Annotated in this window: 17 protein-coding genes, 1 pseudogene and 1 CRISPR repeat array; of the genes and pseudogenes, 16 read left to right on the top strand and 2 right to left on the bottom strand. The window is 37.1% G+C overall.

The features are described from left to right. Positions 1 to 51: 51 nt before the first annotated feature. The 13 genes and pseudogenes from RI196_RS09935 to RI196_RS09875 all read left to right on the top strand — a co-directional run bounded on the left by RI196_RS09935 (position 52) and on the right by RI196_RS09875 (position 8,263). Positions 52 to 339 (top strand): hypothetical protein, encoded by a 288-nt coding sequence (locus RI196_RS09935; protein ID WP_311066161.1) that lies wholly within the window; start codon positions 52 to 54, stop codon positions 337 to 339. A 6-nt stretch (positions 340 to 345) separates the two neighbouring features. Then, positions 346 to 600: a phage holin family protein gene (locus RI196_RS09930; protein ID WP_311066160.1), complete on the top strand. Its 255-nt coding sequence runs from the start codon at positions 346 to 348 to the stop codon at positions 598 to 600. After that, positions 597 to 1,112: pseudogene (locus tag RI196_RS09925) on the top strand (peptidoglycan recognition protein family protein); the annotation flags it as partial. The gene RI196_RS09930 and the pseudogene RI196_RS09925, both read left to right, overlap by 4 nt. A gap of 126 nt (positions 1,113 to 1,238) precedes the next feature. Beyond that, positions 1,239 to 1,379, top strand: a complete 141-nt coding sequence (locus RI196_RS09920; protein WP_311067344.1) for a peptidoglycan-binding domain-containing protein — start codon at positions 1,239 to 1,241, stop codon at positions 1,377 to 1,379. A gap of 200 nt (positions 1,380 to 1,579) precedes the next feature. Then, complete coding sequence (locus RI196_RS09915) at positions 1,580 to 1,924, top strand: helix-turn-helix domain-containing protein (RefSeq protein WP_311066159.1); 345 nt, start codon at positions 1,580 to 1,582, stop codon at positions 1,922 to 1,924. After that, positions 1,924 to 2,697: an ImmA/IrrE family metallo-endopeptidase gene (locus RI196_RS09910; protein ID WP_311066158.1), complete on the top strand. Its 774-nt coding sequence runs from the start codon at positions 1,924 to 1,926 to the stop codon at positions 2,695 to 2,697. Before RI196_RS09915 ends, RI196_RS09910 begins: the two co-directional genes overlap by 1 nt. Continuing rightward, entirely contained in the window at positions 2,690 to 3,235 is a 546-nt protein-coding gene (locus tag RI196_RS09905) for a PIN domain-containing protein (protein WP_311066157.1), read from the top strand. The genes RI196_RS09910 and RI196_RS09905 overlap by 8 nt, the downstream gene beginning before the upstream one ends. Positions 3,236 to 3,463: 228 nt before the next feature. After that, positions 3,464 to 3,784 carry an IS66 family insertion sequence element accessory protein TnpA gene (gene tnpA, locus RI196_RS09900; protein ID WP_311066156.1) on the top strand — a complete coding sequence of 107 codons (321 nt, stop codon included), beginning with the start codon at positions 3,464 to 3,466 and terminating at the stop codon, positions 3,782 to 3,784. Continuing rightward, positions 3,778 to 4,134 carry an IS66 family insertion sequence element accessory protein TnpB gene (gene tnpB / locus RI196_RS09895; RefSeq protein WP_003352857.1) on the top strand — a complete coding sequence of 119 codons (357 nt, stop codon included), beginning with the start codon at positions 3,778 to 3,780 and terminating at the stop codon, positions 4,132 to 4,134. Before tnpA ends, tnpB begins: the two co-directional genes overlap by 7 nt. Positions 4,135 to 4,195: 61 nt before the next feature. Beyond that, positions 4,196 to 5,773 carry an IS66 family transposase gene (gene tnpC / locus RI196_RS09890; RefSeq protein ID WP_094245431.1) on the top strand — a complete coding sequence of 526 codons (1,578 nt, stop codon included), beginning with the start codon at positions 4,196 to 4,198 and terminating at the stop codon, positions 5,771 to 5,773. 243 nt (positions 5,774 to 6,016) lie between these two features. Beyond that, a complete protein-coding gene (locus tag RI196_RS09885) occupies positions 6,017 to 6,364 on the top strand; it encodes a hypothetical protein (protein WP_311066155.1) in 348 nt (115 codons plus the stop codon). A 287-nt stretch (positions 6,365 to 6,651) separates the two neighbouring features. Next, positions 6,652 to 7,145: direct repeats of the CRISPR family, unit length 30 nt; unit sequence GTTTTTATCTTAACTATAAGGAATTGAAAC. A 310-nt stretch (positions 7,146 to 7,455) separates the two neighbouring features. Beyond that, the gene (locus RI196_RS09880; protein ID WP_158640193.1) at positions 7,456 to 7,617 is read left to right on the top strand and encodes a hypothetical protein; all 162 of its coding nucleotides are present in this window, start codon (positions 7,456 to 7,458) and stop codon (positions 7,615 to 7,617) included. 370 nt (positions 7,618 to 7,987) lie between these two features. Further along, on the top strand, positions 7,988 to 8,263 hold the full coding sequence (locus tag RI196_RS09875) for a 2TM domain-containing protein (RefSeq protein ID WP_094245893.1): 276 nt from the start codon (positions 7,988 to 7,990) through the stop codon (positions 8,261 to 8,263). Positions 8,264 to 9,186: 923 nt separating this feature from the next. Here the strand turns inward: RI196_RS09875 and RI196_RS09870 are convergent. After that, positions 9,187 to 9,384 carry a hypothetical protein gene (locus RI196_RS09870; protein ID WP_082829623.1) on the bottom strand — a complete coding sequence of 66 codons (198 nt, stop codon included), beginning with the start codon at positions 9,382 to 9,384 and terminating at the stop codon, positions 9,187 to 9,189. Between the two features lie 1,144 nt (positions 9,385 to 10,528). Here RI196_RS09870 and RI196_RS09865 point away from each other — a divergent pair. Next, on the top strand, positions 10,529 to 10,732 hold the full coding sequence (locus RI196_RS09865) for a Fur-regulated basic protein FbpA (RefSeq protein WP_063387775.1): 204 nt from the start codon (positions 10,529 to 10,531) through the stop codon (positions 10,730 to 10,732). A 1,113-nt stretch (positions 10,733 to 11,845) separates the two neighbouring features. On the opposite strand, the gene RI196_RS09860 is transcribed toward RI196_RS09865, so the two are convergent. Next, entirely contained in the window at positions 11,846 to 12,823 is a 978-nt protein-coding gene (locus RI196_RS09860) for an ABC transporter substrate-binding protein (RefSeq protein WP_311066154.1), read from the bottom strand. A 127-nt stretch (positions 12,824 to 12,950) separates the two neighbouring features. Here RI196_RS09860 and RI196_RS09855 point away from each other — a divergent pair, with 127 nt between their 5' ends. Further along, positions 12,951 to 13,994, top strand: a complete 1,044-nt coding sequence (locus RI196_RS09855) for a FecCD family ABC transporter permease (protein WP_311066153.1) — start codon at positions 12,951 to 12,953, stop codon at positions 13,992 to 13,994. Between the two features lies 1 nt (position 13,995). Further along, positions 13,996 to 15,009, top strand: a complete 1,014-nt coding sequence (locus RI196_RS09850; protein ID WP_063387779.1) for a FecCD family ABC transporter permease — start codon at positions 13,996 to 13,998, stop codon at positions 15,007 to 15,009. Positions 15,010 to 15,215 lie beyond the last annotated feature (206 nt).

Below are 15,215 nucleotides of genomic sequence, written 5' to 3'. Positions count from 1 at the left end.
GCCAAACAAGGCGTATTTTTTATGTCTTTTTTTAGATGGGAGGTTGCGAAATTGGAGCAAAAAGACTACGAACGAATTGCCACACTCGAGACCCAACTGGCAGCATTGTCAAAAGGGCTTGAACGAATTGAATCGAAGTTAGATGCGTATAGCGCAAACTTTTTGACACGAAATGAAGCTGAATTGCGTTTCGGTCAAATAGAAACGCAACTTGAGCAAATTGAAAATCGCTTAGATAAGCAGGAAAAAAACAAGAAAGATAATATTTCGCTGTTTTTGAGTTTCTGCGCATTAGCAGTAACCTTTATTTTTTCACTATTAAATTACCTGAAAGGATGATTTCACATGGAAGCTATTCTATCAATTGAGTTCACTGCATATGTGGCATTAGCCGTTTTGCTGTATGCAATCCGTCAAGCAACAAACCTTTCGAATCGCTACATTCCGATTGTCGCGGTTGTACTAGGCGTTGCTTTCTCCATCCTGGAAAACAGCGCCTTTACTTTTGATGTCTTTATCGAAGGCATCAAATATGCTCTTTACGGTATCGGTTCGGTTGCTGGTGTGAAATATGCACTTGAAAAAGGAGGAGATCAATAATGGCTTACCAAATTACAAGAGATTACATTAAGTTTGGTAAGGCTCGCAGTGGCAAGCAAATTGATAAAGTTAAGTTCATTGTGGCTCATGATACTGGAAATCCTGGCTCAACTGCTTACGCAAACCGCAAATACTTCAACGATCATCAGCCGGCAGCAAGCGCTCATACTTTCATCGATGATAAATACATCCTGGAAATCATTCCTCTTTACGAAAAAGCTTGGCATGTACAATACCAAAAACCGTATGACAACCGACTTTTCGGAGATGATGCCAACGATGCAGCCATCGGCGTTGAACTTTGCTTCGGGGGAAATATCAACTTCTCCGAAGCGTATAAGCGTTATGTTTGGTATCATGCATATTTATGTGATGCGTTCAATCTCGATCCAAAAAAACATATTGTTGGCCACTATACATTAGACCCCGAACGGAAAACAGACCCTATCAATGCATTCAAGAGGTACGGAATCACATGGACAACGTTCATAAACGATGTTGTAAAAGTATTTGAAAATGAATTCAAGAAAAAAACCAAAACAATAGATAGAGAAGAACAAGTAAAATCCGAAGTTATCAAGAAAATTCCTTATCCGGGAAATCTAATCAAGCATGGATCAAAAGGTAACTATGTGAAAATGATTCAAAAAGCGCTTGGTATTAAAGACGATGGGATATTCGGCCCGAAAACAGAAGCAGCTGTGAAAGCATTCCAGAAAAAACACGGATTGAAACAAGATGGGATCGTCGGTCCGAAGACATGGGCAAAAATGTTCTAGCCATTCCACCCTGCCAAACGGCAGGGATCTTTTTATTTTATACAATATATATATCGGAATTTTAGTAAATCAAAAGGTTGTTTATACAGAGAGCGAAGTGAAATTGTAAAAAATTATTTACATTTTATTGTTAATAGTGTATATTTTGTACTGTTTTGTGTACAATGATAAGTAATAAAAGTTGAGAGGGGGATTGCTTAATGTTAACTCATGCTGATGTTGGTTTAAGATTGAAAGAAGCTAGAAATATGAGTAATTTAACCCAAACAGAAGCAGCGGAAAAATTAGGAATAAGCAGACAAAAATTGGTTAATATTGAAAAAGGAATAGGGCCAATCGATACAATCTTGCTTAAAAAAATGTCTGATCTTTACGGATATTCAATGGAATATTTCCTTTCTTCTGAAATAGATGATGCTATTGAGATAAAGTTAGCTTTTAGGACAGATGAGTTAGATGAAAATGATCAACAAATTATAAATTGGGCAAGAAAAATTTTATTCAATATAAGGAATCTCGATGAGATTATCGAGGAGGTGAATTAATGAAATCATTAATAGCAAAGGCCAAGAACCGGGCGAATGAGGTGCGAAATAGACTAGGGTTAGGAGATGAACCTGTTCCAAATATATTCCGTTTACTTGAAAATCAAGGTATTTATCTTTTTAGAAAACCCTTACGTAGTAATGCTTCTGCTATGTTTATGAAATCACCAAATGCCCATTTAGTGATAATAAATTCAAAAAAGACATTAGGTCATCAAATTTTTTCTGCAGCACATGAATTATCACACTTTCTTTATGATACTCATATTATGGGTGGCGTATGTACAGTCGACAAATACAATCAAGATATTGAAATTGAAAAATTAGCGGATTTGTTTGCCTCTCATTTCCTAATGCCAGAAAATGGTCTCTTGAATCATATTTTGAGAAGGACAAATAATGGTAAAGAAAATTTAGATGTTTCTGACATAATTTTTTTACAACAGCATTTTAACGTTAGTTGGTCAGCTATGTTATACCGACTTTATACTTTAGGATACATCAATCAGACAGAATATGAATATTACAAGGAAACTGTAAGAGTTAAAAAAGAAGCAATAAAATACGGTTATTCAACTGAGCTTTACGAAAAAGATGGACAAGAGACTTACTCTCAACATTATATAGAAAAAGTAATAAAAGCTTATCAGAATGATGAAATCAGTCGTCAAAAATTAGAAGAATACTTAAATGATGTTGGTATTTCTTTATCAAAACTTGAAATAGATGAAGAAAATTCTTTATATGAGGATGAGGGGGATGATTATGCTTAAAAAACCTCCTCTTGTTTCTGATACAGGGATCATATCGAGATATGGTCTTATCAATAGATTTGACATATTACAACAATTGTACTCAGGGAACATTATTTTACCAACTGAGGTTATTGCAGAATGCATTCGAATACCTATGCTAGAATCATGTATTCAAGATGCATTAACATACAAGTGGATAGAAGAATTTAAAATTAACTATGTAGATCATCCAAATATAATGCTGGACTATGCCATTTTATCCAAAAGATTTGGACCAGGTGAGTCCGCAGTAATGGCAATTGCAAAAAATAAGGGATGGACTGTAGGTAGTGACGATATGCGAGCTACGGTAAAATATTGTTCAAACAACTCTATACCTTTGTTAGGTAGTTTAGGAGTTTTATATGATGCATATGATAAGGGATTAGTAAATGACATTGAAGGACAAGCTATACTAACGGATATGATAAATTTAACAAACTATAAATCTCCTGTTTCTGATTTTCAGAAAGTAATAGATTGGTTTAAGGAAGGCAAAGGTAGAATATTATATTAGTGTGGGTATTATTATAAATACATATTAGTTTTCTAAAACCCTTCTCATCAGGAGAGGGTATTTTTTTGTTTTTGAAAGGATTTTGAAATTGAATAGTGTATAACAATATCGAGGAGGTGAGATCATGTTTAAAGTTGTCGGTAAGTAAGCGTCAAATCTTGCACACCTTCTTGGTGTGCTAATTTCATGAGATAATCTCCTCAAGATGAAATTGAAGGAGGTTTTTTTATGCCTAAGAATCCTGAATTACGAAAGGTTTGGGAACAACGAATCGCTGACTATCGTAAAAGCGGTCAAACTCAAGTAAACTGGTGCAAGGAAAATCAATGGAATATTCACCAGTTTAAATACTGGTTAAGAAAAATTGAAAATCCAATAAAAAATCAAGGAAAGTCTACAAAATGGGCATCCGTTACCCTAGAAGATCATTCACAAACAGTTGAAAATTCATTACGGATTGAAATTAGTGGGATTTCAATTGAAGTAAAACCTGGTTTCGATCCGGCCTTTCTTTCAGAAGTGGTTAGGACGTTGAAATCAACATGTTAGTTGGTACAAGAGCTGAACGAGTTTACTTGGCAAAAGGAAGTACTGATTTGAGAAAATCCATTGATGGATTAGCTGCTTTGGTGAAAGAGGGATTTGATTTAGATCCCTTTTCATCAAGCTATTTTGTGTTCTGTAATCGAAAGCGAGATAAATTAAAAATTCTTCACTGGGACTATAATGGTTTTTGGCTTTATTATCGTCGATTGGAAAAAGGAAAATTTCAATGGCCAAATGAAAATGACACTGGAACGATACAAATTAGTTATCGGCAATTACGCTGGTTATTGGATGGTCTTGCAATGGAGCAAAAGAAAGCACACCCAGAAGTAAAGGCTAGAACAGTTATATGAATTTTTTACTTTTAACAAAAACCTTGGAGGAAAATAGCTAAAACCGTCGAATTATTACTACATGATGAAAAATTTAAAGAATCCTAACCAAAACCCATTTGAATTAATTGAAAAACTTCAACAGCAAATCGTTGAATTGACGGCGAAATTACAATGGTATGAAGAACAGTATCGTCTTAGTCAAAAACGAAAATTTGGCTCTTCAAGCGAAAAAACAAATCCTAATCAATTAGAACTACCTTTATTCAATGAAGCAGAGGTAGAGTCTAATGTAAAAGCCGAAGAGCCAACTGTTGAAACAATTACATATCGTCGTAAAAAGAAACGTGGTCAACGTCAAGCTACGTTTGAAAACCTGCCTATGGAAACGATTGAATATCGTTTACCCGAAGAAGAGCAGGTCTGTTCGTGTTGCGGTGAAAAAACACACGAAATGAGCACAGAAGTACGACAAGAATTAGTGATTATTCCGGCTCAAGTCAAAGTTTTAAAACACGTTCGATATGTCTATGGATGCCGTCATTGTGAGCGTAATGAAATAGAGACACCAATCGTTACAGCACCTGCCCCAAAATCTGTGTATCCAAAAAGTTTAGCTTCACCGTCAAGCATGGCATATATTATGAATCAAAAATATGTAGAGGGGCTACCTCTATATCGCCAAGAACAACAGTTCAAACGATTAGGTGTGATCTTATCCAGGCAAACCATGGCCAATTGGATGCTTTATGGTGCCGAAAAATGGCTTGCGCCAATTTATCAACGAATGAAAGAGCATCTCCTCTCTAAAGACATTCTACATGCGGATGAAACAACTGTTCAGGTTTTACATGAACCTGGAAGGTCAAGCACATCGAAATCTTACATGTGGCTTTATCGGACTGGAAGAGAGGATCCACCACTTGTCCTTTATGACTATCAGGAAACTAGAGCAGGAGAACATGCCAAAGAATTCCTAAAAGGGTTTAAAGGATACCTGCATGTCGATGGATATGCAGGATACCATAAGGTATCCGGCGTAACATTAGTTGGATGTTGGGCTCATGCCCGCAGAAAGTTCGATGAGGCTTTAAACGTACTTCCTGAATCCAAACGTCATTCAGCAGTCACAGCTCGGGAAGGACTCAATTTCTGTAATCAGCTATTTGCCATCGAGCGTGATTTGAAAGAATGTACACCAGAAGAACGATATAAAAAACGACTTAAACACAGCCAACCATTGTTGGAGGCTTTTTCAGCATGGCTAAAAACAGAGAAAAGCAATGTTTTACCAAAGAGTCTATTAGGTCAAGCCATTACATACTGCCTCAACCAATGGGAAAAACTCGTGGCATTTTTAGAGGATGGACGTTTAGAAATCGATAATAATCGAAGTGAACGATCCATTAAACCATTTGTGATCGGAAGGAAGAACTGGATTTTTAGCAATACTCCGAAAGGAGCTAAGGCCAGCTCAATCATTTACAGTATTGTGGAGACAGCAAAAGAGAATAAATTAAATCCATTTTATTATCTTCGCTACTTATTTGAAAGGCTTCCCAATATGGATATAAGCAATATGGATGAGCTTGATCAACTACTTCCTTGGTCCAAAACAATTCCTTTGAATTGTCGGGTTTTTAATAACTTATCACAATAATAGTATTTAATCCCTATCATTAAAAGGTGGGGATTATTTTACGCTTACGTCGGTAAACTACGTTGTCCCGTTTGTTCCTCGACACCATCAACACCACCCAAAATGCTCCTGAAATATCCGTTTTTCCACATTTTTCGATTATTTTATGTAGTTTTAGACAAAATTTCAAAGCTTTTTTTAAAGGAAAATGATACAGATTGTAGAATTTTTGAGTTGTATATTGGCAAATGGAGGGATTTGTTCATGGGAGCAAAAAATAAAGTAATCGCTGGGGATTACGAAGGAAAAGAAGTATTTCAGTCTTTCGGTTCGGTATTTATTATAATAGGTTTTACTAAAACCATAGAATTAACAAAAGACATTGTTGAAGAATATGAAGTACTGGACGAAACCAAGAGAAAGAGCGTGGTAAGCGCAGTTGGAAGAGGATTAGTTGGATCTTTCTTATTAGGACCAGCAGGCTTACTTGCAGGATTATCTGCAAAATCTAAAGGTGTTCATGTTGTGGCCATTAAATTTAAAGATGGCAAGAAAAGTTTGTTGGAAATCAATGATAAGATTTACTCAGCTTTAATGAAAAAATTGTTTTAATTAAAAAAGTAAATCTACTTGTATTTTCATAGAAGGGACTGTAAAACCAAATGATGGTTTATAAAAAAGAAGGCGGAGAAAAGTCCGCCTTAAATTATTGTGGGGACAAATTGGGGGCAAAAGCTATTTGGAGGGCATAAAATTCACTCGGATTTACGCTGAGATGAAAAAGAAAAACCCTTGATTTTCAAGGGTTTTAAAAATTAGCAACAATTCACAAGATAAATGTTATAATTTATAAGGAATTGAAACTTTGAAATTGCGTGAATGAGTTCGTCTTTAGAAAGGTTTTTATCTTAACTATAAGGAATTGAAACAACGATTTTTGCAGTGGCTGTCCAATAGCCACCTAAGTTTTTATCTTAACTATAAGGAATTGAAACTCCAAAAGCTTGAAGGGATAAACAGCGTTTGCTTTGTTTTTATCTTAACTATAAGGAATTGAAACTTTTTATCAATAAGCGCAAATCCCCAAATACTTTTTAGTCGTTTTTATCTTAACTATAAGGAATTGAAACTTGTATGCTTCTTCTATTCTTTCAATCTTTAATTCGTTTTTATCTTAACTATAAGGAATTGAAACTTCGAATGCAGCGCGAATTTCGTCTTCTTCGGCTGGCGTTTTTATCTTAACTATGAGGAATTGAAACCTTACCGTCTTGGTCTTTCTTTAGCAAGGTTCGAAGGGTTTTTATCTTAACTATAAGGAATTGAAACATTGCTGGCCGGTTCATGTCTTTCGCGGAATACCGTTTTTATCTTACCTACAAGGAATTGCAACACCAAACTAAAGGCCTTTACGTTTGATGCCTACCAATTGCTCCCTTTATAGACCCTGCTGTTAAAAAATAAGGAATAAAAAACTTTGCGGCGGTCATATGATACATTTGAGATATAAAAATATTGTGCCGATATGATGTTCAAAACAGTAAAATTGATGCAGGTATTTGCTTATGAAATATGATCAAGGTGTTTCCTTGTCTTCTAGATACAGGCATGGCATCAAGACCCCCATAAATGTAGATGTAAATCCTGCTGGGAAGTTTGAAAATTGGTCATTTCCTTCATGATGACGGATGACCCCCATTTCAATGATGAAAGAGCTGTTTAAGGCGCCACACCCTGTTCCAGTGAAAGAGGATGACGGTACGGTTGCCGCTTTGACAGAAAAAGATTGTTCAAAAGAATGCTACTGGATGTACTTGTTAGCCAATGGCGATTCAGCTCCAACCTTCTTGTTCTGGCCTCTCTAGATGAAAAAGCTCGCATCCATCCTGCTGAGAGCTTTGTGGTGTGCATTTCATTTGTGAAACGATTTCATTGAATGGTGACCCATATTTTTTGAAGCTTTTATTCGCCTTTTTCCTGCAAAAAATTTGTTAATCCTTATTGTTTAAAGAAGGAAAAATTACCCCTTTGTCGAATGGAGTAAAAGAAGAGAGGTAAATGCCGAAACTTAAGCAAATTTGTTGCGTTTACGGTTCAAGACTTATGAAAAACCGAATCAACAGCAGGTTAGAAATTGTTGTGCCTCATTCCCAAATGTAAACGGTGAAGGAAAATATTTTCAGCATTATGAGTGGCAACAAGGCTGTTCAAAAACTAAGCTATATAGGGGGGGTGTTGAAAGTCGAAAAAGATGAAAAATATTTAAGGGCGAAAAAAAGAGTGGAAAATTTGAAAGCCTTTTATTTGCATTTCATTTCTTATGTTTTAGTGAATTCTATGCTTTTTGTTTTTAATTTAATTTCGGATCCCGGTAATTGGTGGTTTCAATATCCGCTTTTTGGCTGGGGGATTGGGCTTTTAGTACACGGCGCCTCAACGTTTGCATTTGGCATATTCGGGGAAGAGTGGGAAGAAAAAAAGATAAAAAAATATATGGAAAAAGACAGGTAGAACATTTTAAAAGCGTTCGGAATCGAACGTTTTTTTGTGGAGAGTATTAAAATGGAACATCTAAAAGATGCACCCTGTGAGGTGCATTTCAAACATTACCGTATGGAGAGTTGAATTATGTTTCGTCTATTTCATAAGCGGTGCTTTTTGTGTAAGCGAAAAACAAAAACTTACTATCATTATGTAGACCATAACGGAAATAGTATGAAAGTTTGTCCGGAATGTGCAGTATATGCGGAAAGAAGGGCATTTAGAAAAAAAGTGTAGGCACCTTTTGAAAGGTGCTTTTTCTTTTCCTTCAAAACTCAACTTCAAAGGAGGGAGCTTTTTGTTAAATACTGAACAAGCAACGGGTAAGAGCAAGAGCCAAAAGCGCTGCTAAAATCGATTGGAAACCGCTGCAGAATCAATTTTGAAGCGAACAGCAGCTGATAAATTAGCAAAAATTAATTTTAGTAACCCATAAAATAATTATGTAAACTAATATAAAAAAGTGTCGACTCATTCATCATATGGATATAAATGGATGTATTGCAACTGATGGGGATTAACTCAAAGTATGGATATTGTTGAGGAAACAGGTTGGAATGGGTTGATAAAAAGAAAGCTGTCTGATCTTGGAGGAAGGCCGCAGACAACATCCCAGAGGATGGCGAATCAGAAGACGAAAAATTCCTTTTGTATACATTGAAACATCCAGAGGGCACAAAAATCCTTTGTTCACAATAAACGCATCGGCATTTTGCAAAGGAATAGTTGCTTGGTCTGTATCGGCTTAATTTATGGTGTCTCCAATGAAAATCTGAACATTAGTGTACTTTTGAAATGCGAAATAATGATGGAACCTCTTGAGGTTATGGCGTTAAGGGAATTTAAACAAAACAACGCCCCCCTTAATAAAAGAGGGCGCATTGTAATGGCATTTAGCAGCACTTAGAAGGGTATCCTGGATCAACAATTACGTTTCTTGTAATTGGTCTATAAATATGTCTAGGAACATTGACAATATTGAAACGATTAATCCTTACAATTGGATGAATATAAGGAACTACACGTGGAATGAAACGGTCGCGAACCACATGTTTAGGCGGACAGATAATGGGTCTAGTATGACCAAACATTGGAACTCACCTCCTAGAATATCTATATACATTAAATGTATTAGCAGGGCTTTTTGAAACGGACAAATATCACAAGTTATATAAAAAATTCATCTAATTGTAAAATATTGTAATATTTGGTATCGGAAGAGCATTCATAGTACGCATTTTGAAGAGAAATTTTTGTTCGATGTGTTGACGTTAAAAGACGTCCAGATATCCCGCTTTATGTAGAAAGCTAAATTTGGAATGATCGGGATCAAATCCATTTGCCAGCTGCTGGAACAAAAAAGAGTTCAGCAACAGAAGAGAAAATGAACTGTTATTATGTTTACTAAGGACAGGAGAAACTCATTAAGTGAGGGGCTATAAGTTTTCGTGTAACCGATTTATCAGCTCCATCAGAGCGGGGTATTATGATTTAAACGGCAAATTGCTAAATGTGAACGGCTCATTTCTTTGTTCTACAAAAGCACAGATCCAACGCTTTTATGCCATATTATGCAAAAAATTGCTATGGAGACTTCCCAACTTTTTAACAGCAGCATTGGAATTCCACCTCTTTCAAATAATTGCTTAGAGAAAAAAGCTATCGTCTAAAAAACGACAATTCCTCTGTTAAGAAAAACGGTAAGCTGCTTTATTTTTGAGCTGCCGAAACAACCTATACAAGTTGTGAAATAGGGTTTTAACATGTTACCGTACATTCGTCAGGATGGCAACCCTGAACCCTTCACATTTTAACATGTTACTGCACATTCAAAAGGGACTGTTTCCCGGGGTGGATCGAGACTGTATAATTGAAATCAATATGTACTTTGGAATTAACAAATCAACGACCGATGAGGAAGAATTTTTTTGCCTAAATTTATAAAAACATAAATTTCTACTTGACAGGTAGGATTAATATGTTTTAATATAATGTTAAATTTACTGGAAAATAAAAAACGCCGACTGGTTCACTAGAGGCTCCATTCAAGATGGATTTTCTTGATTTGGGAGCCTCTTAGTTTTTAAATTCGCAGCAGGAATATAAATGATCCGTGTAAGGCACAGAGGATGAAATAGTCTTAACAAGATCAGACTTGCACTAAGAAAGCTGGTGCAGCGAAATCGGATAACCATTAAAAAAAACGTAAAAATTTTATGATAAGGAGAGGATCACATGAGTAACCTTCTTCGTCAGGCTGTAGAAATCAGAAGAAAAAAATTGATCAACAAACTGATTGTCTTAAATGCATTTAAGAATGAGGAGCAGCTTTGCAAATTAACGTTATCAGAATTAGAATATGAATATAAAAAAACCCAAAGGGATTCCCATCCGCATAGTGAAACAGGGTTGATTCGTTGGACGAGCAAAAAATTATAATTTTCATCAAAAAATACGCATGATTCTTTTAAACCCGTACATTGGAAAGGGAAGGACATTGAATTCTCCTCAAAGCATGGGTAAGTGAACTGAATTTTCCAAAAGGCCTTCAACCCTTCTCAATTATTCTGCTAGTGATTTGCAAATCAAAACGCTATGGAAAATTCCAAAAATTTTGAATGAGGATTTATCGAAAACGAAATTTTACGCAATGGCTTTTAGTAAAAATTTCTATCTGCTTTTGCACCTTTAAATGCTACTATATAGATAGTATTAGTATGATTTAATAAACTACCAGCTGAATTATTTGAGGCTCTTGATTCGAGATAGGAGGAAATCTTGATTTAAGAGCCTCTTAGCTTTTCATTTTAGTGTAAGGATTATAGATGCCGATTGAAACAGCGTTCTTCATTTTCGCTAAATCCGCCTTTAAATTTTTAACATATATAGATGCCGATTGTGCCATAGGAACAATAGAAAAAATGTACATATGGAGCTCGGTTATGCAGAAGGGGGGAATAAGGCTTCAAAGGCTATTGCAATGCACAAAATGGCGTCCTCAAACGGTTTAAAGATTTTGTACAACTGAGAGGGGAAGCTGTTTTCATCATCGGCAGCCTGAAACAAATGTAGATCAGCTTGAGTTTGAAAATGAACAATAAAAAATCGCAAACGCGCGTTATTACATAGAAAATAACAAACAAGAACTTTCAACGACTAATGTAATGAAGTGTCAACCATTACATGAAAAATAGGGGAATTTTCCGGCAAAAAACCATGAATTTCAACCTTACAGTTTTGGCTTCATTGGTCAGACATTGAGAAAAGGATAAACTTGTGATCAATCAAGTTCGGTTTTTGCTCCGTTTTCAGATCAGCACATTGAGATGTGATCTATCTACTCCGGTTTTGACCGAAAATAGCAAAACAAAAAACAAAGTTCATTTGATCTTCTAGCAGCTGTATGGCCTGCTGTTTATATGAATTAGACGTTTAAATTCTTACAACATTGAAGTTTGTGACCGCTCGCCATTACGGAAAGGCGTAACGGGAAAAACCGCTCAGTTGAAATTTCCAACAAAAAAGGGCATCCGTGATGGATACCCTTTTTCATTATTTTTGTACTAAGGTATCTAGAATATCATCGATGATTTGTGAATTGGCAATAGAGCCTGTGTACAACCAGCTTTTTTCAGGTGAAAATTCAAAAACGTTGCCTGCTTTTACAGCCGGAATGCTTTTCCATAGAGCATCACTTAAAGGTGCTGCATTGGAACCGTCACTATTAATTAAGAACAAATAGTCAGCATCCAATTCTACTAATTTCTCTAAAGAGATAGAGCTCCAGTTATCTGCTGAGTTTGCTGAAATTTCTTTTACAACTTTTGGCACTTTTAATCCTAAGTCTCCGTACATGACGGCACCGCTTGAAAGTTTTTCATTTACGATAAAGAATTGTCCGCCTACTAACCAGACTGCTGCGACAGAAGGATTTCCTACTTTTTCTTTAATTGTCTCTTTCGCTTCGGCTACTTTGGCGTCATATTCTTCTAGAGCTTTTTCCGCTTCTTTTTCCTTTCCTAATACTTCGCCAATAAGCTTCAATTCTTTGCGCCAATCGCTGTTATCTTCTTCACCAATAACAAAAGTAGGGGCGATTTGATTATATTGTTCATATTTTCCGCCTTCTACCATGCTAGCGGAGTCCATTATAATTAAGTCCGGATTCATTTTTTGAACTGCTTCAAACGGAAGATCATGAGGAATGGTTGGAATTCCTTTCAGCTCATCTTGCAGATAATCTTGTACGGTTTTCCCGTCGTTTACACTCCATTGTGCGACAGGTTTTACGCCAAGGGCAACAAGATGATCTTCAAGATAGCTGGCAATAATTCTTTTTGGATTAGCAGGAACTTCCACTTTATTTCCCATTCCATCTGTTAATGTTCTTGTTTCTGCTGACTTTTCATTCTCATTTGAAGCTTGATCCGATCCGGAAGAGGAGTCGGTTCCTTGTCCGCCGCAAGCGGTTAGTGATAGAGCTAATAGCGCAGCTCCTATTAGAGAAAATAACTTTTTCTGAAATACCATTTCTAAACCTCCAACTCATATGATAAAATAAATTTTTGAGAAGCAATAATGATAACCATTTTCAATTAAAATATATCTCTGCCACTTTGTCAATCTTAATTTTTATCATTTGGAGGAAAAATGGTTTATGGATTCAACGATACATACGAAAACCACTTCAGAATCTTTACATAAAAGCAAAAATAGATGGATTGCTCTTATCGTTCTTTTCATAGGCATCATTGGCCTATTTCTGTCAGTTGTCATATCGATTCGTTTTGGTGCTGCGGATTTGAGTTATCGGGATGTTCTTGGTGCGTTTTTTGCCTTTGAAGAGGACAATCAAGCTCATGTCATTGTCAGGGAATTGCGTTTGCCCCGTGCAGTCGCAGCCATTCTCGTCGGTTCTGCCTTGGCTGTTTCCGGTGCTATTATGCAAGGAATGACTAGGAATCCATTAGCCTCTCCTTCTATTATGGGTGTAACGGCAGGATCGTCCTTTCTCATTGCCATTGCGCTGGCATTTTTACCGGGAATCTCTTATTTCGGTCTATCAATCTTTTCTTTTATAGGTTCAGGTCTTGGCGCTTGTCTTGTGTTCGGCATTAGCTCCCTTTCCCGCGGAGGGATGACGCCTGTGAAGCTGGCTTTGGCCGGGTCAGCGATTACATCACTCCTAACCTCCTTATCGACTGCGATCGGAATTAAATTTAATATTGCAAAGGATATCAGCTATTTTTTTGCGGGAGGAGTTTCAGCTGTCCAACCAACCCAAGTCCATTTTCTTTTGCCGTTCGTCATTTCCGGTCTTTTGCTGGCCATCTTACTGTCGCGCTCTATTACCGTCCTTAACTTGGGCGAAGAAGCTGCCAAAAGTCTCGGGCAAAATACAAATGTGGTAAAATTTTTAGGAGCGGTCACGGTGCTGCTTTTAACAGGGGCAGCTGTTTCAATTGCTGGAGTGATTGGCTTTGTCGGACTCATCGTTCCTCATATTACACGGTTTTTAGTCGGAACGGATTACCGTTGGATTATTCCTTGTTCTGCCGTTTTAGGCGGGATTTTATTAATTGCGGCTGATATTGTCGGACGCATGGTGAATGCTCCGTTTGAAACTCCTGTTGGAGCGATAACTGCCGTTGTAGGGGTTCCCTTCTTCCTCTATTTAGCCCGTAAAGAGGGGAGGGTGTAACATGTCAAAAAGATTAATAAACTTCAAAACATTGTTTTTTTCAACTATTTTTTTCATCATTATAACCGCAATCATAAGCATTAATGCCGGCTATATACAAATACCTCTTCATGAGGTCATTGCCGCCTTATTAGGAAATGGAACAGATCAAAATGAATTGACCATATTCCAATTCCGTTTGCCTAGAATATTCATGGCATTGCTCGTAGGGATGGGAATCTCCCTTTCAGGGGCTATCCTCCAAGGGGTTACGCAAAATCCGTTAGCGGATCCGGGAATATTGGGGATTAATTCAGGAGCAGGGTTTGCCGTTGTATTATATATGTTCTTTTTCCAAGGAGCTTCCTTTTTGAACGGCTGGGCTTCCGTGTATGTTTTGCCCATAACGGCTTTAGCAGGCGCTTTTCTTACCGCCGTCTTAATCTATTTTTTATCTCGAAAAAATGGACATATTACACCGATAAGACTTTTATTAATGGGAATAGGGATGAATGGGGCATTCAATGCCGGCATCCTCATCTTCCAAATGAAAATGGAACCGAATGATTTTACAAGAGCACTTACTTGGCTGTCGGGAGCCATCTGGGGTGCGAACTGGAACTATGTGTGGGCGCTGTTACCATGGTTATTGATCCTTATTCCGATCGCGATTTATAAATCAAAGGTTCTCGATATATTGCTTTTAGGTGATTCAACAGCAACAGGGGTAGGAATAAACGTTGCAAGAGAACGCAAGATTTTATTAATCATTGCCGTTACACTGGCAGGAGTTTGTGTAGCGGTTGGCGGAGGGATTACGTTCCTTGGCTTGCTTGCCCCTCATATTACAAGGCAACTAGTCGGGCCAAAGCATTCGAAATGCTTGCCCCTTACTGCTGCTTTAGGAAGCTTCATTCTTTTGGCTGCAGATACATTAGGACGGGTTGTCATGGCTCCTTCAGAGCTGCCTGTCGGGATCGTTGTTTCCATTTTGGGGGCGCCTTATTTTATATATTTGCTAATAAAATCAATTTGACGCTATATACAGCAAGATTTCATTGCACCGCTTCGTCTCAAAAAAAACTATACGAATTTGTCTAAAAGCGGCCCGGTTAAATGAGGGAAGGGACAAACACCTCCAGTGTCGAATGCATCAAATAAATTCGATGAATGGAGGTGTTTATTTTATCCAAAAGATCAAGCGGTCAACGTTTTTTCATTATTGCAGCTTGAAGCTGCGCT

This window comes from Aeribacillus composti, from assembly GCF_031760945.1.
Taxonomy (GTDB): domain Bacteria; phylum Bacillota; class Bacilli; order Bacillales; family Aeribacillaceae; genus Aeribacillus; species Aeribacillus composti.
The sequence above is the reverse complement of the archived record's forward strand: the minus strand, read 5'-3'. Positions and strand labels throughout refer to the sequence as shown.